Source organism: Butyricicoccus sp. AM27-36 (assembly GCF_003480945.1).
In the GTDB taxonomy this organism is placed as follows: domain Bacteria; phylum Bacillota; class Clostridia; order Oscillospirales; family Butyricicoccaceae; genus Agathobaculum; species Agathobaculum butyriciproducens.
On sequence record NZ_QUJR01000004.1, the window covers coordinates 228,265 to 251,133 of the forward strand.

20 protein-coding genes are annotated in these 22,869 nt (G+C 52.0%); 5 read left to right on the forward strand and 15 right to left on the reverse strand.

What is annotated here, in order from left to right; all coding sequences use genetic code 11:
- Positions 1 to 151: 151 nt before the first annotated feature.
- Both DW724_RS07650 and DW724_RS07655 read right to left on the reverse strand, forming a co-directional pair.
- The gene (locus tag DW724_RS07650) at positions 152 to 415 is read right to left on the reverse strand and encodes a metal-sensing transcriptional repressor (RefSeq protein ID WP_025580748.1); all 264 of its coding nucleotides are present in this window, start codon (positions 413 to 415) and stop codon (positions 152 to 154) included.
- A gap of 10 nt (positions 416 to 425) precedes the next feature.
- Positions 426 to 3,005 carry a heavy metal translocating P-type ATPase gene (locus DW724_RS07655; protein WP_199693315.1) on the reverse strand — a complete coding sequence of 860 codons (2,580 nt, stop codon included), beginning with the start codon at positions 3,003 to 3,005 and terminating at the stop codon, positions 426 to 428.
- A 390-nt stretch (positions 3,006 to 3,395) separates the two neighbouring features.
- Between DW724_RS07655 and DW724_RS07660 the strand changes: the two genes are divergently transcribed.
- Together DW724_RS07660 and DW724_RS07665 are read left to right on the forward strand one after the other, a co-directional pair.
- On the forward strand, positions 3,396 to 3,614 hold the full coding sequence (locus DW724_RS07660; protein ID WP_005342301.1) for a heavy-metal-associated domain-containing protein: 219 nt from the start codon (positions 3,396 to 3,398) through the stop codon (positions 3,612 to 3,614).
- A 101-nt stretch (positions 3,615 to 3,715) separates the two neighbouring features.
- On the forward strand, positions 3,716 to 5,596 hold the full coding sequence (locus tag DW724_RS07665; protein ID WP_025580743.1) for a heavy metal translocating P-type ATPase: 1,881 nt from the start codon (positions 3,716 to 3,718) through the stop codon (positions 5,594 to 5,596).
- 47 nt (positions 5,597 to 5,643) lie between these two features.
- Here the strand turns inward: DW724_RS07665 and DW724_RS07670 are convergent, their stop codons facing one another.
- Positions 5,644 to 6,009: an ArsR/SmtB family transcription factor gene (locus DW724_RS07670; protein ID WP_005342296.1), complete on the reverse strand. Its 366-nt coding sequence runs from the start codon at positions 6,007 to 6,009 to the stop codon at positions 5,644 to 5,646.
- A gap of 83 nt (positions 6,010 to 6,092) precedes the next feature.
- On the opposite strand from DW724_RS07670, the gene DW724_RS07675 reads away from it, so the two are divergent.
- On the forward strand, positions 6,093 to 6,410 hold the full coding sequence (locus tag DW724_RS07675; RefSeq protein WP_005342293.1) for an ArsR/SmtB family transcription factor: 318 nt from the start codon (positions 6,093 to 6,095) through the stop codon (positions 6,408 to 6,410).
- Positions 6,411 to 6,456: 46 nt separating this feature from the next.
- Here the strand turns inward: DW724_RS07675 and DW724_RS07680 are convergent, their stop codons facing one another.
- Positions 6,457 to 6,975, reverse strand: a complete 519-nt coding sequence (locus tag DW724_RS07680; RefSeq protein ID WP_005342292.1) for a nitroreductase family protein — start codon at positions 6,973 to 6,975, stop codon at positions 6,457 to 6,459.
- 150 nt (positions 6,976 to 7,125) lie between these two features.
- On the opposite strand from DW724_RS07680, the gene DW724_RS07685 reads away from it, so the two are divergent.
- Entirely contained in the window at positions 7,126 to 7,482 is a 357-nt protein-coding gene (locus DW724_RS07685) for a winged helix-turn-helix transcriptional regulator (RefSeq protein WP_118667178.1), read from the forward strand.
- A gap of 53 nt (positions 7,483 to 7,535) precedes the next feature.
- Here the strand turns inward: DW724_RS07685 and DW724_RS07690 are convergent, their stop codons facing one another.
- From DW724_RS07690 to DW724_RS15980, 10 genes are all read right to left on the reverse strand, one after another.
- Positions 7,536 to 8,561 (reverse strand): radical SAM protein, encoded by a 1,026-nt coding sequence (locus DW724_RS07690; RefSeq protein ID WP_118667179.1) that lies wholly within the window; start codon positions 8,559 to 8,561, stop codon positions 7,536 to 7,538.
- Between the two features lie 277 nt (positions 8,562 to 8,838).
- A complete protein-coding gene (locus tag DW724_RS07700; protein ID WP_118667181.1) occupies positions 8,839 to 10,254 on the reverse strand; it encodes a relaxase/mobilization nuclease domain-containing protein in 1,416 nt (471 codons plus the stop codon).
- A 54-nt stretch (positions 10,255 to 10,308) separates the two neighbouring features.
- The gene (locus DW724_RS07705; protein WP_118667182.1) at positions 10,309 to 10,617 is read right to left on the reverse strand and encodes a hypothetical protein; all 309 of its coding nucleotides are present in this window, start codon (positions 10,615 to 10,617) and stop codon (positions 10,309 to 10,311) included.
- Positions 10,614 to 11,468 carry a nucleotidyl transferase AbiEii/AbiGii toxin family protein gene (locus DW724_RS07710; protein WP_118667183.1) on the reverse strand — a complete coding sequence of 285 codons (855 nt, stop codon included), beginning with the start codon at positions 11,466 to 11,468 and terminating at the stop codon, positions 10,614 to 10,616. Before DW724_RS07710 ends, DW724_RS07705 begins: the two co-directional genes overlap by 4 nt.
- Positions 11,465 to 12,073 carry a type IV toxin-antitoxin system AbiEi family antitoxin domain-containing protein gene (locus DW724_RS07715; RefSeq protein WP_002576209.1) on the reverse strand — a complete coding sequence of 203 codons (609 nt, stop codon included), beginning with the start codon at positions 12,071 to 12,073 and terminating at the stop codon, positions 11,465 to 11,467. Before DW724_RS07715 ends, DW724_RS07710 begins: the two co-directional genes overlap by 4 nt.
- 95 nt (positions 12,074 to 12,168) lie before the next feature.
- On the reverse strand, positions 12,169 to 12,480 hold the full coding sequence (locus DW724_RS07720) for a CD1845 family protein (protein WP_002576210.1): 312 nt from the start codon (positions 12,478 to 12,480) through the stop codon (positions 12,169 to 12,171).
- A 155-nt stretch (positions 12,481 to 12,635) separates the two neighbouring features.
- Positions 12,636 to 12,980: a plasmid mobilization protein gene (locus DW724_RS07725; RefSeq protein ID WP_002576211.1), complete on the reverse strand. Its 345-nt coding sequence runs from the start codon at positions 12,978 to 12,980 to the stop codon at positions 12,636 to 12,638.
- On the reverse strand, positions 12,977 to 13,783 hold the full coding sequence (locus tag DW724_RS07730) for a DUF3849 domain-containing protein (protein WP_118667184.1): 807 nt from the start codon (positions 13,781 to 13,783) through the stop codon (positions 12,977 to 12,979). Before DW724_RS07730 ends, DW724_RS07725 begins: the two co-directional genes overlap by 4 nt.
- 1 nt (position 13,784) lies before the next feature.
- Positions 13,785 to 21,293 (reverse strand): SNF2-related protein, encoded by a 7,509-nt coding sequence (locus tag DW724_RS07735; RefSeq protein ID WP_442861268.1) that lies wholly within the window; start codon positions 21,291 to 21,293, stop codon positions 13,785 to 13,787.
- Positions 21,294 to 21,445: 152 nt separating this feature from the next.
- The gene (locus DW724_RS15980; protein WP_243092223.1) at positions 21,446 to 21,802 is read right to left on the reverse strand and encodes a TnpV protein; all 357 of its coding nucleotides are present in this window, start codon (positions 21,800 to 21,802) and stop codon (positions 21,446 to 21,448) included.
- On the opposite strand from DW724_RS15980, the gene DW724_RS15985 reads away from it, so the two are divergent.
- On the forward strand, positions 21,789 to 22,556 hold the full coding sequence (locus tag DW724_RS15985; RefSeq protein ID WP_233554151.1) for a hypothetical protein: 768 nt from the start codon (positions 21,789 to 21,791) through the stop codon (positions 22,554 to 22,556). The two genes, DW724_RS15980 and DW724_RS15985, sit on opposite strands and share 14 nt — an antisense overlap.
- Positions 22,557 to 22,653: 97 nt before the next feature.
- Here the strand turns inward: DW724_RS15985 and DW724_RS07740 are convergent, their stop codons facing one another.
- Positions 22,654 to 22,869 (reverse strand): transposon-transfer assisting family protein, encoded by a 216-nt coding sequence (locus tag DW724_RS07740; protein WP_003526257.1) that lies wholly within the window; start codon positions 22,867 to 22,869, stop codon positions 22,654 to 22,656.

Below are 22,869 nucleotides of genomic sequence, written 5' to 3' on the forward strand. Positions count from 1 at the left end.
GACGTGCCTTGCTGGATTAGCCATATCTAACTAACCACTTAAAGTATATAAAATCCGGGCTTCTTTGTACGCTCCCAACCGCAGGATTTACAATCCAATCTGAAACGAATTTAGGAGCGGAAAGGACATAAGGCCCTTTCCGCTCCCGTTGTTACTGTATCATTTTTTCCAGTAGTTTCAGGGCTTCCTCAAGTTTTGGATTTACGGCGTCCGTTTGCAGGGCCTCCCGGACGCAGCTTCGTATATGGGCTTGCAAAATCTGCTGATTGGCGCTTTTTAATAACGCCTGTGTAGCAAGAAGCTGATTGGAAATATCCACGCAATAGCGATTTTCCTCAACCATTTGCAGGATACCGTCAATTTGTCCTCTGGCGATTTTTAACTTGTGAACAATATCGCCTTTCTTGGCCTTCATAAACGGCCCGTTACTGGATACTGACGAGCTGATAGCCAGCGTCCTCGATAGCAGCTTTCAACACAGCATCCGGCACATCCTGGTCAAGCTGCACCTGGGCCGACTTGCTCTCCAGGTGAACGGCCACATCCTTGATGCCCTGGATGTCCCGCAGCGCCTTATCAACGTGTTTCACACACATTCCGCAAACCATACCTTCGATGTTCAATACTTTTTCCATGTGAATTGCTCCTTTTCGTTCTTCTTTTACTGTTGTCTGTTCGTACATAGGGTCTGAATCCAGTTCTGTATTGGCCTGATGCTTCGCCTTGAACCACCGCAGACGCAGGGCATTGGATACCACGAATACCGAACTAAAGCTCATAGCAAAAGCGCCGATCATGGGGTTCAGCTTCAACGCAAAGGGCAGATAGAACACGCCTGCCGCCACCGGGATACCGATGATGTTGTAGATAAACGCCCAAAACAGATTTTGCTTGATGTTGCGGATAACCGCCTTACTAAGCTGGATTGCCGTAGACACATCCAGCAGATCGCTTTTCATCAAAACAATATCCGCTGACTCAATCGCCACATCCGTTCCGGCTCCGATAGCGATACCAACGTCCGCTCTGGCAAGGGCCGGAGCATCGTTGATACCGTCACCGACCATCGCCACTTTCTTCCCGGCGCTCTGCAAACGGCGGATCTCCTTCTCCTTATCCTGGGGGAATACCTCTGCCACAACACGATCCACGCCGACCTGACGCCGAATCGCTTCTGCGGTCTTTGCATTGTCGCCGGTCAGCATGACCACCTCAATGCCCATGCCGGTCAATTCCGCTATGGCCTGCTTGCTGGTGGGCTTGACTACATCCGCCACGGCAATAACACCAATAAACTGACCACCACGGGCAAAGAACAGAGGTGTTTTCCCGTCAACGGCCATTTTCTCACCCAACTGAAGGAGTGCGTCGCCATTGATGCCATTTGCTGCCATCAGTCGGCGGTTTCCGGCAAGGCACGTTTCGTTTCCAATCTGCCCCACAAGGCCCTGACCGGGAATCTGCTTGAAACCGTCCACCGGAAGGAAGGAAAGGTCTGCTTTTTCGGCCTCCGCCACAATCGCGTCCGCCAGCGGATGCTCGGACATTTTTTCTAGCGAAGCGGCGATTTGCAGCAGCTCCTTTTGTGGAACGCCCTCTTTGCAGAGCATATTTGTCACTACGGGCGTACCCTGAGTAATTGTGCCGGTCTTATCCAGCACAACCGTATCAATGCTATGGGCCGTTTCCAGGGCCTCCGCCGATTTAATCAGGATACCGTTGCTTGCGCCCTTTCCGGTTCCGACCATAATGGCCGTAGGCGTTGCAAGGCCCAGCGCACAGGGGCAGGAAATGACCAGAACGGAAATGCCGATAGACAGGGCAAATTCAAAGCCATATCCCAACAGCAGCCAGACAACAACCGCGATCAGCGCGATGCTGATAACTACCGGCACAAACACGCCGCTGACCTTATCAGCCAGTTTCGCAATAGGGGCCTTGGAGCTGGTCGCTTCATCCACCAGCCGGACAATCTGTGCCAGCGTGGTATCATCGCCCACCTTGGTGGCCTGCATCTTGAAATAGCCGGACTTACTTGTGGTCGCACCGATCACTTTGTCCCCGATATGCTTCTCCACGGGGATGCTCTCGCCGGTCAGGGCAGATTCATCAACGGAGGAAAAGCCCTCTATGACAATACCATCTACCGGCACAGATTCACCGGCCTTGACAATCAGGGTTTCGCCCAACTGCACTTCTTCCACCGGCACCTGAAGCTCTTTTCCGTCCCGCTCCACGGTAGCCGTTTTGGGAGCCAGATTCATCAGCTTTGTGATTGCGTCCGAAGTCTTACCCTTTGCGCGGGCCTCCAGGGTTTTGCCCAAGGTGATAAGGGTCAGGATCATGCCTGCGGATTCAAAATACAAATCCATCATAAAGCTGTGAACCGTAGCCATATCCCCATGACCGAATCCGATGCCGATTTTGTAAACGGCGTAAATGCCATAAACGATTGCGGCGCTGGAGCCTATCGCAATCAGCGAATCCATGTTAGGCGAGCCGTGGAACAGGGTCTTGAATCCCATCCGGTAATATTTGAAGTTGATAAACACCACCGGGATCAGCAGCAGGAATTGGGTAAATGCAAAGCTGATTGCATTTTCCATCCCCAGCAAGGAGCTGGGGAGCGGCCACCCCATCATGTGACCCATAGAAATATAAAACAGCGGGATCGTAAAAAGTGCAGAAAGCAGCAGCCGCTGTTTCATCTGCTTGTATTCTGCCTGTGCCGTACTGACCTCCGGTTTTGCTGCCGGTGTGGTCGTTCGGCTCTTGTTTTGTGCGGAGGCTTTGGGAATCGCGCCATAACCGGCCTTTTCAACGGCCTGGACGATTCCCGCCGTATCCAAAACGGATTCATCATAAGAAGCAACCATGCTGTTTTTTAACAGGTTGACGGATACTTCTTTGATGCCAGGTAGCTTTGCCACGCTCTTTTCCACTCTGGTAGAGCAGGCCGAGCAAGTCATACCCGTAATGTCAAATTGCTCCTTTTGCAAAATTATCCCTTCTTTCTTATGAAGATTTGTGCGAGTACCCCTCCCCCGTAGGGAACTAAATACCGTTATGAAAAGGGGCGTTTGGCACCTTGGGGGAAAGATGCTAAAGCCCCGAACATAAAGTTTACGCACAAGGTCTTTGACCGTTTTTCATTATACTTATCCTGCTTCTCCTTTGTCCGCTCCAAAGTGGAGCTTTTTTTATCCAAAGAGAAATGAGGTTTTTGCTGGAAATCCAATCAGCATGTTTTCCAATCCAAAGGGCAGAATCGCTCCCAAATCCATTGACTTTGAGGGGCTTCGTGAATATACTGGCAGCATGAACGATTAAACAACCTTTTAATTGTTCATCCATATCAAACCAACCAAATACCAAAATGAAAGGGGGCTTTCTCCATGAAAAAGACCATTAAACTGCTTGACCTGGACTGCGGCCATTGTGCTGACAAAATCCAGAACGCCGTGAAGAAGATCGACGGTGTGACCAGCGTATCCGTCAACTTCCTGGGTCAGAAGATGGTTCTGGAAGCGCCGGACGATCAGTTTGACGCTGTTCTGGCCGAAGCAAAGGCGCTGATTAAGCAGATCGAGCCGGATGTGACTGTTAAGGCGTAATGAAAAGCTGGACACCGGCTGCCACACGGTAGCCGGTGTTTTTCATCAATAGACAGAAAAAGCGTGACACGCTTTATGCTGCAACGAAAGGAGAATACACTATGACACGAAAACAAAGGCACTTGCTCACACGCATTATCGTGGCGGCGGTGCTGTTTCTTGCAGGCAGCTTGCTCCACCTCCCTGAATTGGCGGAGATGGCGGTCTTTCTCGTCTGCTATGTGGTTGTCGGTTGGGATATTGTCTGGAAGGCAATCACGAACATTCTGCATGGACAGGTGTTTGACGAAAATTTCCTGATGACGATTGCCACCATCGGCGCACTCATTTTGGGCGAACATTCCGAGGGCGTTGCCGTTATGCTGTTTTATCAGGTGGGCGAATGGTTCCAGTCCTATGCGGTGTCCAAGTCCAGAAAATCTATCGCAAGCCTGATGGACATTCGCCCGGACTATGCCAACATCGAAAGGGATGGAAAGCTGGTTCAGGTTGACCCGGATGAGGTTCAGATCGGAGAAACCATTGTTGTGAAACCGGGAGAGCGCATCCCGCTGGACGGTACGATTCTCAAAGGCTTTTCCACCTTGGACACTTCGGCCCTGACCGGAGAATCCATGCCCCGCGAGGTGGAGCCGGGAATGGAGGTCATCAGCGGTTGTATCAACCAGACCGGTATCCTGAACATCCAGACCACAAAGGAATTTGGGGAATCCACCGTAGCCAAAATCCTTGACCTTGTAGAAAACGCAAGCGATAAGAAGGGCCGTATTGAGAATTTCATCACGCGCTTTGCCAGGTATTATACCCCGGTAGTGGTATTCGCTGCTCTGGCGCTGGCGATCCTGCCGCCGCTGATTACCCAGCAGCCATTCAGCACTTGGATTTACCGGGCCTTGACCTTCCTGGTGATTTCCTGCCCCTGTGCGCTGGTCATTTCCATTCCGCTTAGTTTCTTCGGAGGCATCGGCGGCGCATCCAAGATCGGTGTTCTGGTAAAGGGCAGCAACTATCTGGAGGCCCTGGCAAATACCGAGGTCGTGGTCTTTGATAAGACCGGCACACTGACAAAAGGCTCCTTTGCGGTCAGCGAGATCCACCCTGTCGGCATGGAGGAAGCGCAGCTTTTGGAGCTGGCCGCATACGCTGAGGACTACTCCAACCACCCGATTTCTCTTTCGATTAAGAACGCCTATGGAGAGAAAATCGACAACAGCCGGGTTTCCGATGTTCAGGAAATTGCCGGTCACGGCGTACAGGCCGTGATTGATGGGAAAACGATTCTGGCAGGAAACACCAAGCTGATGGAGAAGGAGCATATTAAGTACACGCCGTCCTCCGCTGTCGGCACCGTGGTCTATCTGGCCTGTGACGGGAAATACGCTGGATGTATCGTCATTGAGGACGAGATCAAGGCCGATGCTCCAGCCGCAATCAAGCTGCTGAAATCTGCCGGTATCCGCAAAACGGTCATGCTGACCGGCGACGCAGACGCCGTTGGAAAGAAAGTCGCTGGACAGCTTCATCTGGATCAGGTTTATACCGAACTACTCCCGGCTGATAAGGTTGATCGTGTGGAAAGCCTGCTGAAGCAGAAAAGCGAAAAAGGTATGCTGGCCTTTGTTGGGGACGGTATCAATGACGCTCCCGTACTGGCGCGGGCCGATGTCGGTATTGCTATGGGCGGATTGGGTTCCGATGCTGCCATTGAAGCTGCTGACGTTGTTCTTATGACGGATGAACCGTCCAAAATTGCCGCTGTTATGAAGATCGCCCGTAAGACGATTCGCATCGCAAATCAGAACATTGTGTTTGCTCTGGGCGTTAAATTCCTGGTTCTGATTTTAGGTGCGCTGGGCTATGCGAATATGTGGGCGGCGGTGTTCGCGGATGTAGGCGTTTCCATTATTGCGATTCTCAATGCCATCCGCGCCATGCGGGTCAAGCTGCCGGATATGCCTGCGGGCAGCACAAATCAGGGTTAAGCGCAATAGAAATGCGCCGCAACTTTCACACGCTGCGGCGCATTTCCTTATTGTTCAGTCGGGCATGATATTTCAAACAACGCATCTATGGCATGATGCAGGAGCTTTGCCTGCGGCGTGTCCGACAGCGAATAATAAACTTCTTTTCCGTCCCTGCGGCTTGAAATGATTCCGCTCTTTTTTAATATCCGCAGATGATGTGACACAGCAGGGGCGCTCATATCCACAGCCGCCGCGAGATTACATACACATTCTTCACAATGGCACAGCAGCCATAGAATCCGCAGCCGGGTCGGATCGCCAAGCTGCTGAAATAAAAATGATATATCCTTAAACCCTTCCGCAGAGGGCATCTTATTTAAGACTTTTTCAATATTCTGTCCGTGGTTGTGGGGCAGATTGTAATGCGGCATAAAAATCAGCTCCTTCCTGTGACTATGATACTGACATAATTCTTGTCTGTCAAACAGCTTCATTATAGATTGGAGAAAAATACATGAACGAAACAGAGAAAACAACTTTTTCCGTTCCAAGCCCCGGCGAATTGGAACAATTAACCGAGCTTCACAAAGCGATGGGCGATTACACACGGATGCGGATACTTTGGTATCTGATGCAGAAAGATTCCTGCGTCAGCGAACTGGCACAAAAGATGGAGGTCACAGAATCGGCCATATCCCACCAGCTTCGTGCGCTTCGGATTGTCCGGTTAGTGCAATCACGCAAGGCCGGGAAAAACGTGATTTATTCCTTGCAGGACGAACATATCCGGTGGATTCTTGAAGAAACCTACGCTCATATTTCAGAAAGATAAAAACGCAGCCCCTGTGCTGTTTTGCAGGGGCTGCGCGGGTATTCCATTACAGCGTTTCGTAGGAAACCAACTGGCTCATCGGGATGCGCTGCTTATTGAAGCGATTGGGGTCGCCGGTTCCTTCATCGGAATAGCCGACAACCAGAATGTTGACCGGCTCCAGGTTGGCCGGGAGGTCAAATTCCTTGTGCAGAACATCGGGCTTGAAGTAGCATACCCACACCGTTCCAAGGCCCAGCTCTGTGGCCTGGAGCATCATGTGGTCGGTCAGGATGGAGGCGTCAATGTCACCGGTCTGCTTCTGATCGAAAGGCCGTACCCACGCCTTATCGTGATCGGCGCAAACAATAATAGCCAGGGGCGCACCGTAGATATTGGCCGCTTTACTGATCTTTGCAAGACCTTCCTCGCTCTGAACGGCAATCAGGCGAATCGGCTGAAGGTTGGCAGCGGTCGGGGCCACATGAGCAGCCTCCAGAATCTGCTCCAGCTTCTCAGGCTCTACCTTCGTTTCCTTGTAATCGCGTACCGACATACGCTGCTTTGCAATCGTGATAAAATCCATAATATATAGTCCTTTCAGTATTTTTTTTTTGAGCATATCAAATCAACCATTGACCTAATTGTAGCACTTGAACACAAAACCGCAAGAATGCACTTTTTCGGAAGATACTTCCCAAAAAGATAGCACCTTGCGGGAAAGGAGAACCATTCTATGAAATGTCAAACCAATCAGTTTAACTGCCCCGTGGAGGCAACCCTTTCTTTGATCGGCGGCAAGTATAAGCCGTTGATCCTCTGGCATCTGATTGACCATCCATTACACTATATGGAGTTACAGCGGCTGATTCCAAACGCCACGCCGAAGATGCTTTCGCAGCAGCTTCACGATCTGGAAAACAACGGCATGATTCATCGTGAAGTAATTCCAGAAAAGCCGCCTAAGACGATATATTCTCTTACCCCATTTGGACAGAGCATCGTCCCCATTCTGGACGCGATGTGCCAATGGGGAAACAGCTATCTGGACGGCCTGGATGTGCAGCCGCCATGCTGTCAAAGCCGCAAATAAAATGCTGGGCATAGCTGACGAAAAGCGGCTATGCCCAGCGTATATTTTCTGCTCTAAATTTGTGACTGCCGGACGTAATTGCACAGCGCGGCAAAGTCCACATGGGGATTCTTACTTAAAATCTGTTGCAGGCTTTCCCCGGCCTTTTGATGCAGCTTCGGCTTTTTCAGATCGTCCAAGCGGAAGAAGATATTGAGCCGCCTGCCGACAGCAAACAAAAGCCTTTCATCCGGTGGCAGGGTCAGAAAGCGGTCAATCGTAGAAAGCATTTCCTGTTTCTCCGTCCGCAGATTTCCTCTGATCTCCAGAAGCAGATTGACGATGTGTTCATTCACATAGTAACTGTCCATCTCATGTAGCTGTTGTAAGAATAGCTTTTGCTCTACAACGATTTCTTCCTCCGATTGCAGAGCAAAAGAGCCATTCCTGACAAACTCGCCCAGCTTGGACTCCGGCTTAATACCCGTGGCATGGACACGGATAAAATCTGGCTGGATGATATTCAGCGCCTTTGCTGTTTGAGCAGCATTTTCTTCAGACAGCTCCTTGCCGCCGATCCCCAGCAATATGAACTCCGACAAGATCATGTCCGCTTCTTTTGCCATGCAGCCGCTTCGGACAACAATATCCGCGTCAAAACCTTTGTTGATAAGTTTCAGTATCTGATCCGAGCCGGTTTCCATTCCGCTGTAAAGATGGTTTAGGCCCGCTTGCCGGAGCGCCTTTAGCTCTGCCGGACTTTTCCGGGTGATACTATCAGCGCGGGCATAAGAAGTGATGTACTGCATATCAGGAAAGCTCTGATTGATCGCTTCCAAGATACGGAGCAGATAATCTGTTTTCAGCACCAGGGCATCCCCGTCCTGCAAGAAGCAGGAAGTAATCTTTTTCCCCCGGTTAAGCTGGGCCTGCCGCCTAATATCTTCGATGGTTTCATCGATGGGGCGCATGGAGAAGCGCATGGATTTATAAAGCCCGCAGAAATAGCACTTGTTCCAATGGCATCCCCTTGTGACCCGGATTAGCAGGCTGTTACTTTCAGAAGGTGGACGAATAGGCCCGATTTCTATATCTTTCATGGTGGTTATCCTTTCAGTGTATTCATGTTAAGGGTAGCATTTCACGGCGGGCTTAACAAGAACGCACTTTTAGGGTAGACACTTCCCGTATGGGTAGCACCTCAAACAAAACTGGCAAGCAATGCCTGTGTTAATACACACAGGCCCGCAGGGAAGAAAATCCCTCCGTGATTTTCCTCTCCGCTTGCTTGTTGAGGGCAGCGCCCCCAAGCCCCTTTGAACACAGAATTTCATTCTGTGGCTGCGCGTTCTGCGAACGCTTTTGACCAGGACCAGCTTACCGCTGGCCGTGGTCTTTTTCTTTTTCAACATCCTGCTCTACCTCCATTTTCAGCACTCGATCTACATTTGCCTTTGCCGTTAAAAGCTCCCGCATTTCCTCACGGGAACGCCGGTACTCGGCATAGGTCTTTTTCTTTTCTTCCAGCAATTTCGCGTACTCCGTCTGCAACTCTTTGACCTTTGGAAGCTTCTTGACGCCCATCTCATCAAAGGCATTCTTAGCAGCCTGGTGGAGCAGAATTTCTTCCTCATGTTCTTCCCGGAATTTCTTAGAGTAACCCGCCTTGCGGTATGCCACATAGACCTCACGAGTCTTGGCATAATTTACGATGTGAGTACGCAAAACAGCGATCTCTGCCATGCGCTTTTCAGCCGCTTTGATCTGCGCCGAAAGTTCATTGTGATGTGCCGTGGCAGCCGTAGCCTTTTCTTCCAAAACCGCATACTCTAGCAAATTGTTCTCTGACAGGTAATTCATGGTCTGCGCCATTTGTTTCAGATTAAAAACTTTAGCCCATCGAGCATAGCCAGCACCTTTTCCAGCCTGCAATTTTGCCTGAATGTCCACCAGCAGATTGACCTTGGGCGGCTCCGGCTGCACGGCGGAATTTTTACGGGGCGTATGCTGTTTTTCACCGGCCAGCACCGCACGGATTTCTGCTTCACTGTACCCGGCCCCCAGCTTATCATCCATGCGGGCTACATTCTTCCAGCCGGGAGCTTTGAGCCGGATTGCTTTCCCGCGCCGAGATACTTCGCAGCCCATTTCTGTAAGCAGTTTCAACAGCGCATCAAAGTCCGCCGGTTTCTGCTCCAGCGCATGGTCAATCATCACCCGCAGCTGCTCCCGATGGGAGGGCTTGGCCTGATCGCCCAACCATTTGTTGTAGCTTTTTCCGTGGGGCTTGGGATTCTCTACAATGGACAGTCCGTTTTCAATGCAGATGGTATCACTTAACCGGCGAACCGCCTTGGTGCTGCCCCAAAAGTTTCGGAATTTCCGGTCATATTCTAAGCTGACCGATGACCAGATAATGTGATTATGAATGTGCGACTTGTCTATGTGGGTGCAGACCACAAAGGCATGATTGCCCTTGGTAAACCGCTTGGCAAATTCTACACCCAGACGGTTGGCTTCTTCCGGCGTGATTTCACCGGGTTTGAATGACTGGCGCACATGGTAAGCGATCACATCGTCCGCCCCGCGCACCCGCCCGGTGGCGGCGATATACTGCCGCTTCGCCAGCAGAAACTCTGCATCGGCGGTCCGGCTGTCACAGCCATAGCCGGTAATTAGTTTTCCGTTGTCAGTCTTTTGCGGATTTGCCACATAATCAATAATATCGCTGATTGCTCGGCTCTCAGTGCGCCCCTTCCCGATATGCAGGGGCATGATGCGTGTGGTTGCCATAGAAGGGCCTCCTTTCTAAAAAAGAAACGGCCTGCGTGGTGCAGACCGCTTTTGCTATTCTATAAAATCGTCCTCGATGTCCTCTAACCGCTTCGGAGGAAACCTCATCTCGTATTGTTCTTTTGCCAGTGCACGAACTTCAGGGCGCTTATCTTTCATTCGGTTTTTCAGCCAGGAAATCTGCTCCTTTGATAACCGCCAAGGGAGATTCAGTAAGCGGTTTACCGTCATTTGCTCCGCTTGTTTCTCCGGCGATAAAGAAGCACAGGATTTACAGATGTGCGCCGCATGACCTTTGCCGGAAAAATTTTCGTTAGCCTTATATTCTCCGCAGACTTTACAATAATGTCCATGCTTCTTCATAGGCTCGATTCCTTTTCACTGAGCGCATATAAACTGCGAACCGCCCTCATGATGATGTTCCACTCCAGATCTGCCGCATAGGAAAACTTCCTGCGGTAAGATTCCCAAAGTTTCTGCATCACAGGACTGCTTTCCACTTCATTCAAAACATCCACAGCTTCTGCAAGATGCCGTTCGGTTCCGCGTTTTTTGGCAGTTGCCAACAGTGCATCATAGAGCGTCTGCTGGTTCAATGTGTTCCCGTGGAGCTGATCCAGAATATAAATGTCATAGAAATCTCTCATGCGGGTGTTGGTGGTGGTTCTGGTGATGATTGTTTCCAGCTTTTCAGCCAGAACGGTTTCCAGATTGTATGCCCAAATGTCAATGGAGCGATCTTCCAGCATCAGCTTGAAAGAGTAGCGTACCTCCCTGGGGGTAATGGCATCCCCTGTGGAAATGTCAATCTTCAAAGGTGTCACCACACCGTCAAAGGTTGTAGTCATGCTGACCCGAATCCCAGGATACTCCGCTTCATCCATAATCTCTGAAATGCTTTTCAGCTGAAATTTGACGCCATCATCAATCGGCACACTCACAATAGCAGAAATCAGGTTCTCGATCTCCTCTACATTAACATTGGCTCCTTTTACAGTAGCGTCCAAGTCCATCGTGGAACGGGCATCCAGTCCAACCATTGCCGCTACCAGCATCCCGCCTTTCAGAATAAATTTATCACGATATTCAGAAAGGGAAATACGCTCCAGAAAACGCTCCATCATATAGTTTCGCATTAAAAGCTGTGCATCCGCAGATTTTTCTCTGGAAAGATTGCGAATCAAATCTTTTAGCTGCCTTGCTGTCTTTATCATAAAAGCACCTCCAAATACTGCCGTAAAATTTTTTCAACCCGGAACATACCGGCATACCGCATCAAAGTCCGCAGATCCTTGTCCTTTCTTCTGGCATACATCTTCAGCGCACCTTGAAAAGTCTGTATTTCCATGCTGCTTCGGCTGCGGAGCAGATCGCAGATGGTGCGCTCCATATCATAGACAGGAACCGTATGCCCAAAAGGAGTTTGGCCAGTTGTCAGCCCTACCTCATATAGTTCTGGTTTGATGGTGTAAACAGAAAGGCCCTCTGCCTTTAAGCGAGTGGTGCTGTACCCTCTGCGCACCGTGATAGCGTATGGAGATGGTTCCCGGTCTGTCAAGTCATGAAAAAACAGCGCTGATTCATGGGAAAATACTGCCTGACCACATCGCAGATGTAACAGAAACATCGCATCAATCCAGGTGTCCTCGGAGACATAAATTCCGTGAGCAACCTGCTGAAGATTTTTCTCTTTGACATATTCATAAAAAATGGGTTTTACAATTCCGCTGGCGATTACCTGTGCGGTTTGCAGCATCCCATCATGCTCGGTCAGAAGTCTGTCTAATTGCTCAAACCGTTCTGATTTGGTCACATCCATCACTTCCTTTCGTGCTACTATTATACACGGATGTAGCACAGAAGTAAATATAGCAATTTAACAGACACTGTCTCGCATTTTTGTGACCGCGCATTTTATCCATAAACCAAATCCTGAATGGCAAACTTCAAGTCCTGCACCTTGCCCAGCAGCCAGATGGCAGCCATCGGCAGACCATAGGGACTAATAAGGAATGCCATCACCAGCAGGATAATGCCGTTTTGCAGGGAACAGGTCAGCAGAACCGCCACACCCAGCAGGGCGATCACCATGCTGATAAGCCCCAGCACCAGACCGGAGACATAGACGATCCCCACACAAATCCAAACGAACAGGGTCAGCGCCAGAATCACCGGAACCATCACGATCTTCAACAGCAGTTTCAGCAAAAATACCAATGCCCTCATTGTTATGCCTCCTCCCAAAATCACAGTTCCTGTTCCTGATTCCATTATCCCTGTCTCACAGCCAAAAGGCAAGGATACGGGCAAAAAGAAAAAGCGGAGGAAGGCGCGGCGAAGAAGCGCCGTTCCTCCCTCCGCAGATGGGGTATTTGTCCCGGTTACGAAAGTTTGGAGAGTTGTGTCAGTATCTCTTTAACTCCGTCCCATAACTGTTCCTGCCGCTGGGATATATCCTCCAAATCGACATCATAAATCCGCCCGGTCTCATGCACCTTGCGGGTCAGCTGGTTTAAGTTGTTGCTGCTCCGGCGCAGCAGGGATACCAGTTCTTTCAGTTCCGGCAAATCCAGCTGCACCACATAGCCGTCCACAGCCATTTTCCGCAGATAGGCGCTCAGGTTTTTTGTCCCAAACTGTGCCATTTTCTGCTGAATCAACTCCATTTCATCAGCAGATACCCAAAACAGAACCGGCACATCCCGCTTGCGCTTGGGGCTGCTCATCGCTCCGGCTCCTGTTTCTTCGGGGCGGCAGACTTATGGGCAGGCGGTTCCTGTTTGAGCTTTTGCAGGACAGAACTTTTTTGCTGTTCCTGCATGGTTTTTCTGGCCTGCCTGGTAAACAGATCGGTCAGACCGGGATTGACCCCATCCACAACCAGATAGGCGCAGTGGCGGGAAGCGCCGCTGTCCTCCGGCATGGGAATGGTTTTTGCCCAGGCTTTATTGTCCTGAGAGATACGCCCGCCATGGTTCTTGTGCTGGATGGTGTTTGCAAGAATGAACTGTACCCGTTCCGCCCCGAACTTTTCCAGCACATCTTTGACCGCCGCCTCCGTATCCAGCCGGTTCTCTGCATAGTGGGCGCTGATGGTCTGCTCAATGGCTTCTTTGCAGGCGCTGTTCACCTGATATGAGAGGTTGTACTGTGCCATTTCCCCATGTTCTCTCGCATAGGCAGCTGAATGGGGGTAGAGAGGGGCAGTTCGTAATTCTTCCTGCGCCTTGCACACATCATCGGCACGGTTTTCAATGCTGTCCCGGATCACATCCATATAGCCAGTCTCCAGCTTTTCAAAATAACGGTACACATCCGCCAACGGAGATGAAGATTCCAAAAGTGCCTGAGCCTGGGTGTCGGTCAGTTCCAGCTCCTCCATCGCCATCACGATGTCCTCCCGGACGGTGTACTCATAGGTGTGGTGCAGGATTTCTTCTGGGGGCTGACTTTTCAACCAATCCATGTATTTTTCCTGCTCAGTGGCCATCTTTTCATAAAGGGCCGCATTCAGATTATTGGTATTCATGTTATCGCACCTCCTCATGCTGTTTTGGTTTCTTGTCTGTACTGCGGGGCGGCACCGGGCGTTTCAGATGATCCAGCACCGAAGGCCGTGTGCTTTTGGCAACAACAGCCTCGGCGTGTGCCTGTCCCTTTCCGTCGATGTTGAGCAAAGTATCCAGCTCCACCAGACGGGCGTTTTTGCTTCGCAGTTCTTCTTCATAAAGGAATGGCTTTCCGACTTCCTCCTTTGCGGCAGCCTGCTGCTGATAGAGGTTATCCAGCTGGGCCTTTGCCGCCTCCAGACGCTGTGGCATCTGGGCGAGGGCATTGTCGATACGGGTAAGATTTCCGCGAGGGTCTGTACCAAGAGTTGCCCTGTGGGTCATCTGTCCTTTCAGCAGGAGCGTATACTCCTGTTTCCAAGCGGAAAATTCCACGGATATGGCATAGCCCCGGTAGCTGCCAATCTGCACCGGATCGGAGGTTTTGACCTCCTTGCAGGCATCCAGAAGGGCTGCGCCGGCGTTCTCCTTATCGGTCAGCAGATCGCCACGAATCTCCATACCGGCAAAGCCGTCCTCTGGGTGCGGGTGAGCTGCCAAAACCTCCAGATCAGATTCAAAGCCCTTGATAAAACCTTTGTGCTTTTCAATCTCCTCCGGGAAGTATTTGAGCAGCTGGTCCTCCAGACGATATTGCTTGCTCTGGTGGTCGGCTTTCATCAGCTTCAGGCGGGATACCTCCACATCCAAATCCATACGCTCCTTGATGCGGGGATCTCCGGCACACAGAGCCTTGATCTCGGCAAAACTGAGGGCTGTTTCATCCACATCATCGCAGGAACGCACCGGCGATTTAGAAGTCATGATCTGACTGATGAATTTCTGCTTGTTCTCCACTGTCTGCCAGAGGTATGCGTCAAAGGTTCCCTCGGTCACATAGCGGTACACATGAACAAGGGGGTTCTGGTTGCCCTGACGCTCGATACGCCCCTTTCTCTGGGCAAGGTCTCCGGGTCTCCACGGACAATCCAGATCATGAAGTGCCACCAGACGGTCTTGCACATTGGTGCCTGCGCCCATCTTGGCGGTGCTGCCCAAAAGGACACGCACCTGACCGGTACGGACTTTAGAGAACAGCTCCTTTTTCCGCACTTCGGTGTTGGCTTCATGGATAAAAGCGATCTGGTCGGCAGGCATTCCCTGAGCAATAAGTTTCTGACGAATATCGTCATATACCGTAAAGACCGGTTCCTGCTCCGGCAGAGTCACAGCGCCTTCCAGTGCGTGAAGCAGTGGATTATCCAGCGTTTTCGCCGCCTTGCTTGCAGGAGCTTTGGCCTGTGGTGTAGAAATGTCGCAGAACACCAGCTGGGTCAGCTTGTCAGCTTTGCCGTCCCGCCAGATCTGCATGATGTTGTCCACACACTGATTGACCTTTGTGCCAGGTTCGTCCGGCAGCATCTGGTTGACGATCCTCTGGTCAAGCCCCAGCTTACGGCCATCCGAGGTAATCTTGAGCATGTTATCCTGGGACGGGTCAACAGTTCCGCTGTGTACCAGCGATGCACGCTCCGAAAGAGCTTTGACCATTTCCTGCTGATGTTCGGTAGGCTGCGCCACGATGTTGTGGTATTCCACCTCCGGGGTGGGCAGGTTCAGTTGGTCGGCGGTCTTGATGTCCGCCACTTCTTTGAACAGGTTCATCAGCTCTGGCAGGTTAAAGAACTTGCTGAATCTCGTTCTTGCCCGGTAGCCGGTGCCTTCCGGTGCCAGCTCCAAAGCTGTGACGGTCTCTCCAAATCGGGAAGCCCAGCAGTCGAAGTGGGTCATGTTCAGCTCTTGCAGGCGTTCATATTGAAGATAACGCTGCATGGTGTAAAGCTCGGTCATGGAGTTGCTGACCGGTGTGCCGGTGGCAAAAATCACGCCACGATTTCCGGTGATCTCATCCATATAGCGGCACTTGGCAAACATATCGGAGGATTTCTGCGCGTCCGATGTGGAAAGACCAGCCACATTCCGCATTTTTGTGTATAGAAACAGGTTTTTATAGTTGTGGGCCTCGTCCACAAACAAACGGTCCACACCCAGCTGCTCGAAGGTTACCACATCGTCTTTTCGCCCCTCGGCTTGCAGCTTTTCCAGTCTGGCTTCCAGAGACTTTCTGGTACGCTCCAGCTGCTTGACGGTAAAACGCTCGCCGCCGCTGGCCTGTACCTCTGCAATCCCCTCGGTGATCTCGTCGATCTGCTCATAGAGAAGCCGTTCCTGACGCTCCCGGCTGATGGGGATACGCTCAAACTGGCTGTGTCCCATGATAATGGCATCATAATCACCCGTCGCAATACGAGCGCAGAACTTCTTTCGGTTATGGGTCTCAAAATCCTTTTTTGTGGTGACTAAGATATTGGCGGAAGGATAGAGACGCAGAAACTCCGACGCCCACTGCTCGGTCAGATGGTTTGGAACCACAAAGAGAGATTTCTGGCACAGTCCCAGGCGTTTGGCTTCCATCGAAGCAGCTACCATCTCAAAGGTTTTGCCTGCGCCTACTTCGTGTGCCAGCAGGGTATTTCCGCCATACAGCACATGGGCGATGGCACTTTTCTGGTGTTCCCGCAGGGTAATGGCCGGGTTCATGCCGCCAAAAGTGATATGGCTGCCATCATACTCGCGGGGACGGGTAGAGTTCATTTCTTCGTTATACTGGCGCACCAAAGTCTGGCGGCGCTCCGGGTCTCTCCAGATCCAGTCCCTAAAGGCTTCCCGGATAGCCTGCTGTTTTTGAGCAGCCAGGGTGGTCTCCTTGGCGTTCAGAACCCGGCGCTCTTTTCCGTCTGCGTCCTCTATGGTGTCGTAGATACGGACATCCCGCAGGTTCAGGCTGTCCTCCAAAATCTTGTAGGCATTGGCACGGCTGGTTCCGTAGGTGGTGTAGGCTGCCACATCGTTGTAGGATACGGAAGATTTCCCCTTGATCTGCCATTCAGCGGTAAAGGACGAATAGTTGACCTCGATACTGCGCTGGAGATAAAACGGGGTGTTGAAGGTTTCGTACATAAACTGCTGGATGTACTCTTTGTCGATCCAGGTAGCGCCCAGACGCACCTCGATCTCCGACGCATCCAGGTCTTTGGGCTGGGCGGCGCTAAGAGCTTCCACATTGACTGCATAAACCGGGTCCTGCTGTGCCGCCCGCTGCGCCTGACGCAGTTTGCGGCGTACATTGCCGGAAAGGTATTCATCAGCAGTCACAAAATGGGGTGTGCCGTCTTTCTCCAACTGTCCCGGTACACGGAAGATCACGCCTTGCAGCTCTCCGGCCAGTTCTTCTTTTGTTTTTCCGGTAAGCTGGCTCATATAGCTCATATCTACGCAGGCTTTTTCCGAGATGGACACCGCCAGTGCTTCGCTTGCCGTATCCACAGTAGCCACTGCCTGATGGGGCTTGATGGTCCGTTTGGTGAACATATCCGCCTTGCGCTCCAGCTTTCCGTCCTCGTCGATAACTTCCAGCGCACAGAGCAGGTAATAGGAAGAATCATCTGCATAGGCCAGCCGGTTCGCACGGTCGTTGATGAGACCGTATTTGGCAGAAAAGCTGTCATAGAGTCGGTTCAGTTCCGCCTGTTTTTGGGTAATGGTGCTGTCTGGAACCGCTGCATCCATCTGAAGGTCGATCAGTTCCTGCACACAATCACGCAGTCCCACAAGACCTTTCACGCGGGCTTCGACGGTGGCGTTGAGGTCAGGGCGCACCATGCGGCTGTTTTCCCGATAGTACACCTGCCCGTCTACAATGGCATAGGAATAGTTCTTCACATTTGGGTCGGCAGGAATGGAGGTGTCAATGGCTTCGCCTTCGCCCAGCTCCGGCAGCTCTGCCTCCTGATAAGTGCCATGAATGTACTTCACAGCATCATGCAGCTGGTCGGAAAGCTTCAGTCCCTCGATGGGGTTCACGGTGTAGTCCATACCATGTGCAGTGCTTACCGGCTCCTGTCTGCCCAGCACCATTTCCGGGTGGTCGATAAAATACCGGTTGATGGCAAACCCGTCCTCCGTCTGTCCGGTCTGCGTCCACTCTGATGCAATGTCCAGCGGACGGTCCCGCTTTTGGAGAAAGATGATGTCCGATACAACCTCGGCACCGGCATTCTTTTTGAACGCGTCATTAGGCAGACGGATCGCTCCCAGCAGCTCGGCACGCTGGGCAAGATAGCGGCGCACGGTGGAATCCTTGGCATCCATGGTATAGCGGGAGGTCACAAAAGCTACCACACCGCCGGGACGCACCTGATCCAGTGCTTTGGCGAAAAAGTAATTATGAATGTTGAAATTCAGCTTGTTGTAGGCTTTGTCATTGACCTGATACTGACCAAAAGGCACATTGCCGATGGCAAGGTCAAAGAAGTCCCGCCTGTCAGTGGTCTCAAAGCCGCCTACTGTGATGTCCGCCTTGGGATAGAGCTGCTTTGCGATACGCCCGGAAACCGGGTCCAACTCCACGCCGTACAGATGGCTGTTTCGCATTTTCTCCGGCAGCATACCAAAGAAATTGCCCACACCCATAGACGGCTCCAGAATATTTCCTGTCTCAAATCCCATACGGTCCACCGCTTCGTAGATGGCCTGAATGACCGTAGGGCTGGTGTAATGGGCGTTGAGGGTAGAGCTTCTGGCGGCGGCATATTCCTCCGGGGTCAGCAGTTCTTTTAGCTGGGCATACTCTAAAGCCCATACCGGTTTCTCCGGGTCAAACGCATCAGAGAGACCGCCCCAGCCCACATAACGGGAAAGAATCTCCTGTTGTTCGGGGCTTGCCTGCTGTCCGGCAGATTCCAGCTCTTTCAGCAAACGAATGGCATTAACATTTGCCTGGAACTTGGCTTTTGGACCGCCTTCACCCAAATACTCATCGGTAATGCGGAAGTTCTGTGCATTGCGGCGCAGGTTAGCCTTGTATTCCTCATAGGAGGCTTCCTCGGCAGCTTTGGCATTGGGGAAGGTCTGCCACTGGCCGTTGACCTGAATGGAAACCGGGTGTTCATCCAGCACTTCCTCAAAGGTTTTCTCCGGCTCTGTTACAGGGGCTGGCGGCTCCGGCTCCTCAATATGCAACCGTTCCACCACCACATCATAAGGTAGATGGTTCTTATCGCCCGGATAGACGGCCATGGTCTCGGAATGGAAGGTCGGGGATTCGGTAGCCGATTGGGGCTGTTCCTGTCCAAAGCCGTCCTGCTGACGGGCATACATCCCGCGCAGCAAAGGCGCAACCTCATCCCAGCGGAAATACAGCATAGCCAGACGCTTTTCCTCTGCATCCATGACTTCCAGTTCTATGCCCTGTGCCGTGGTACGGTAATCGACAATATCGCCGGTCTCCAAATTCAGCGTCTCGATCTCACCGGAATAGGCTCTGCTCAGCCAGTAGGCGATCTCGCTGTTGCTCCTGCCGGATTGCAGCAGCGTGGAAATCTGCTTTTTATCCGCTTCATCCATCAGTCCATGAGCCAATACATCCCGCAAGTCCTGATCTGCCTTGTCCGGGTCAATAGGAAGAAACTCGGTATAGTAAGCATTTCGGCGATCTGCCCGAAGCAGCTGTTCAAACTGTTCTTTGCGCTCTGCCCGGTAGATGGGATATACCATGCCGGTGGGCAGAAGCTGTACGGTGTCATCCCGTAGCTCGGTGATCTGATAGGCGTCATCCTCGATATACACGGTATCGCCCACGGCATAGACCGGGGCGGCTGGGTCATAGGAGGTTCTTTGCGGAATTGGGCGGCGAACTGCGTCATATTCCTCATCGGAAATAGCAACTTTGGAAGTCTGCTCTGTCTCAACAGCTGCGATCTGCTCTACATCCGACATTACCTGCTGGATAAATGAGTCATTGTCCAGTTTTTCCGGGTCTGCCACCTGGCCGTTGACGATCCCTCTTTCCTCCAGAGCTTCCCGGATGGCGATGGGGTCGATGTTGTCAAAACGGTCCTGTTCTTCTTCGGTATAGAACCGGTCCTCCTGAATGAGCTGGGCAAGCCTGCGCTGTACCTTCGGCCAGGGCAGCTGCGTTTCCTCCGGGCTGCCGGCACGGACAACGAACAGGCTGTTGCTGTTACTGCCGCCGTATTCCTGAGCCAGCCATGCAGCGGTATCTTTCTCTCTTGCATGGTCTTTCATATAACGGACGACAGCGTGTTTACTCTCGATATTGCCGTTCCATGCACAAATGGCAGTATCAATATCTTCCTGAGAAAGAGGGCGCAGAAGTTCATGGAGCTTTGGATAGGTTTCGTCGATCACTTCCCGGTGCAGGCGCTGGCGGAACTCCGGCACATCCGAATAGAGGCGGATCAGCTCCATATCCTTAGAACCAAGGACCGCACGGCGCACAGCGGCATTGCCCTCGATGACAGCATTTTCACGGTCAGAATGCCCGCAGGCATTGCGGTATGCGGCATCCTCGGAAATGGCGGCAGTCACCACAGTCTTATACTGCTCAAACTGCTCCCGAAGGGTAGGCTTTGGCGTTTCTTCCTCCACCTCCGGCTGCTGGGCTTGGATGGCATCTTCTTCTGCCAATTCCTTTTCAGCCTGGATTTTGTCATACTGCGCCTGTTCCTGTTCGGTAAGATAGCGGCCTTTCTGGACAAGTGAGGTAATGCGCTTGGCAACCTTTTCCCAGTTCAAGTGAACATCCGGGCAGTCCTGCTTTTTATAGTGCAGTCCTTTCCCATCGTGATCTTCGCCGCTGTGTGTTGCGCCGGACAGGGCATGAGAGCGTCCGCCAATGCCATACTCGTCTTTGAGGAATCTCACTTTCTCCTTATCCGTATGGTTTGCCATGAAGAACGCATAGATACGGCCTTTTCCTCCGGCGAAACTGCTGCCGCCGGTCATGGCGGCGTCGATCTCATCCTCGGTAATGAAGTGCTGGACGGTTGGCACTTGGGAAAGCTCTGAAGAAAAGGTCCTGCGGGGCAGGTCAAGGTCCTTCAGGTTCTCCCAGATCTCCCTCTGTCTATGATAGTGAAAACGCAACAGGTCACGGTCCTGCTGATAGGCAGTCCAGAAGGCAGCGTATTCTTCCTTGAGGGTTTGGCGGAAAGCTGGGTCACTCAGCTGCTCGGCAAGCCATGCAGTTTCTTCCGGGAACCCGGTTCTCTGAATACCGGACAGACAGGACAGATACCCGGAATCTCTGGCTTTATCGCTGAAATCGTGGTACAGATGCCAAAGTTTTTCTGCAAGGAGGGAGCGTTCATAGCCTGCCGCTTCTGCAAGCTCCACATTAGAGGCAAACTGACCACTTTCCAAAAGCTCCCCGATACGCTCTGCGGCGCGCTCCCAAGAAATGATCTGGGCAGACCTGTCATAACGGACAGACTTCCCGTGGGAAAGATGGATACCATCCTCGGCATACCATGCACTCACACTGCCAAGGCCGTTGCCGCCGTGGTACAGCGTTTTCAGTATCTCGGCAATCTCAGCGGTGGTTTTCTGCTTTTCAAATGCTGCAACCACACGCTCCCTCTGACGATCTGTATTGCCGCCCAAACGCAGCACATGGTCGATGTCATTTTGGGCAAAAGAAAAAGCAGAGGATGTATGCGCTACATTCTCTGCTTCATCTATGGATTGGATCTGTTCCGCTTCGGAGAGGAACAGGTTTAGGGTCAGCTGTTGATAAGCTCCGCCATCAGGATCTCCTCTGCCTGGGCTTTGCAGGTGTTCATCAGCCCCACCCACTTCATGGGATCGCTGGCTTTCAGTTGCTCGGTGGCTCCCGCTTCCTTCGCCAGCTGGGGCATCATCTGCTCCAGTCTGCTCTGGGCGGTCTCGTCGATCTCCAGAAGGTGCTGGTACAACTTCTCGCTCAGCAGCATCTGGTTGTAGAGGATGGGACGATGTTCCTTCAGGTAGGTTTTCCTCATCCTGCCGTACTTGCCCAGGGTTTTCTCTGACTGCTGGCTCAGCTTCAGGTCGGGAATCAGATAGTCTCCGTTCTGGATATAGGTCATGGGATTGTTCATCTTGCTTGCTCCTTTCTTGGTTGGCTTCGCGCTCTGCATTTCGGACGGTGACGCCGATCTGCCGCAGCACCTGCTGGTTGATCTGGCTGACCGCTGTTCCCAGCGCCCCGATGGTGGACGGGGTGTTGAAATCAAAGATCGCCATGAAATCTTCGTGGTCGAAGTAACGTTCCGGCTCCAGTCCACAGCGGGACATCAAAGCGTAAGTGATACTGACGGTGGCGGCTGCCTTGAACTGCACTCCGATGTTAAACTCATCATATTCCTCCAAAAAGGAACCGTCAACGATATAGAAGAAGTCCTGCTGATGCTCCGTCCAGTATTCCTCAGCCAGTTTTCCGGCTACCTTGGTGAGCTGTCCGGCAAGGTCATCACCGGAAACATCATAGGTGCGCTCAAGCATGGCCTGCACCGAATCCAAATGGCGCTCCTCCAGCTGCCACAGCCAGGGAGTGCGGGAATGTTCACGGGTTCCGGTGTCGGAAATATCAAAGACATAACGCAGGCGGGGCCTGTCCCCGGAATCGTCCACCAGAGCGATTCCCTTGGAACCGCGCCTTACATAACGGCCCATCTTTTCATTCCACAAATCGTACTCCGCACAGGCGGTGGCGTCCGGTCGCTGGGCGTAGATCATCAGTTGTTCATGGAACGGGTACTTGTAAAGGCGGGAAGCAGTAGTGAGAAACCCTGCCCATTCCTGCCAGCTCCCCGTGAGCTGTGTTGCCACCTTGTCCGCCATCTGTGCATATAGTTCAGCTTTGGTTGGCATAGTGTTCTGTCCTCCTTTCAGTTTTGGGGTAAAAAGGTGGGGTGGCAGATCGCCACCCCATCCCTGCCGATTATGGTGTTTACTGGTCAAAATCCGGGTACAGCTCCAGTTCGGCAAACTTCTCATCGGTCATCGCACAGAGCTTCGTAAGGGCGCTGTCGGTCAACTCTCTCAGCTCCGTTTCCTCCGGCGAAAGCTCGCCGCGCATCTCACGCAGACTGTCAATCAGCCCGGTGCGGCTGCCGGTATTGTAAATGCACATCAGGTTCATTTCCTCAAAAGTAAAGTTTCCCAT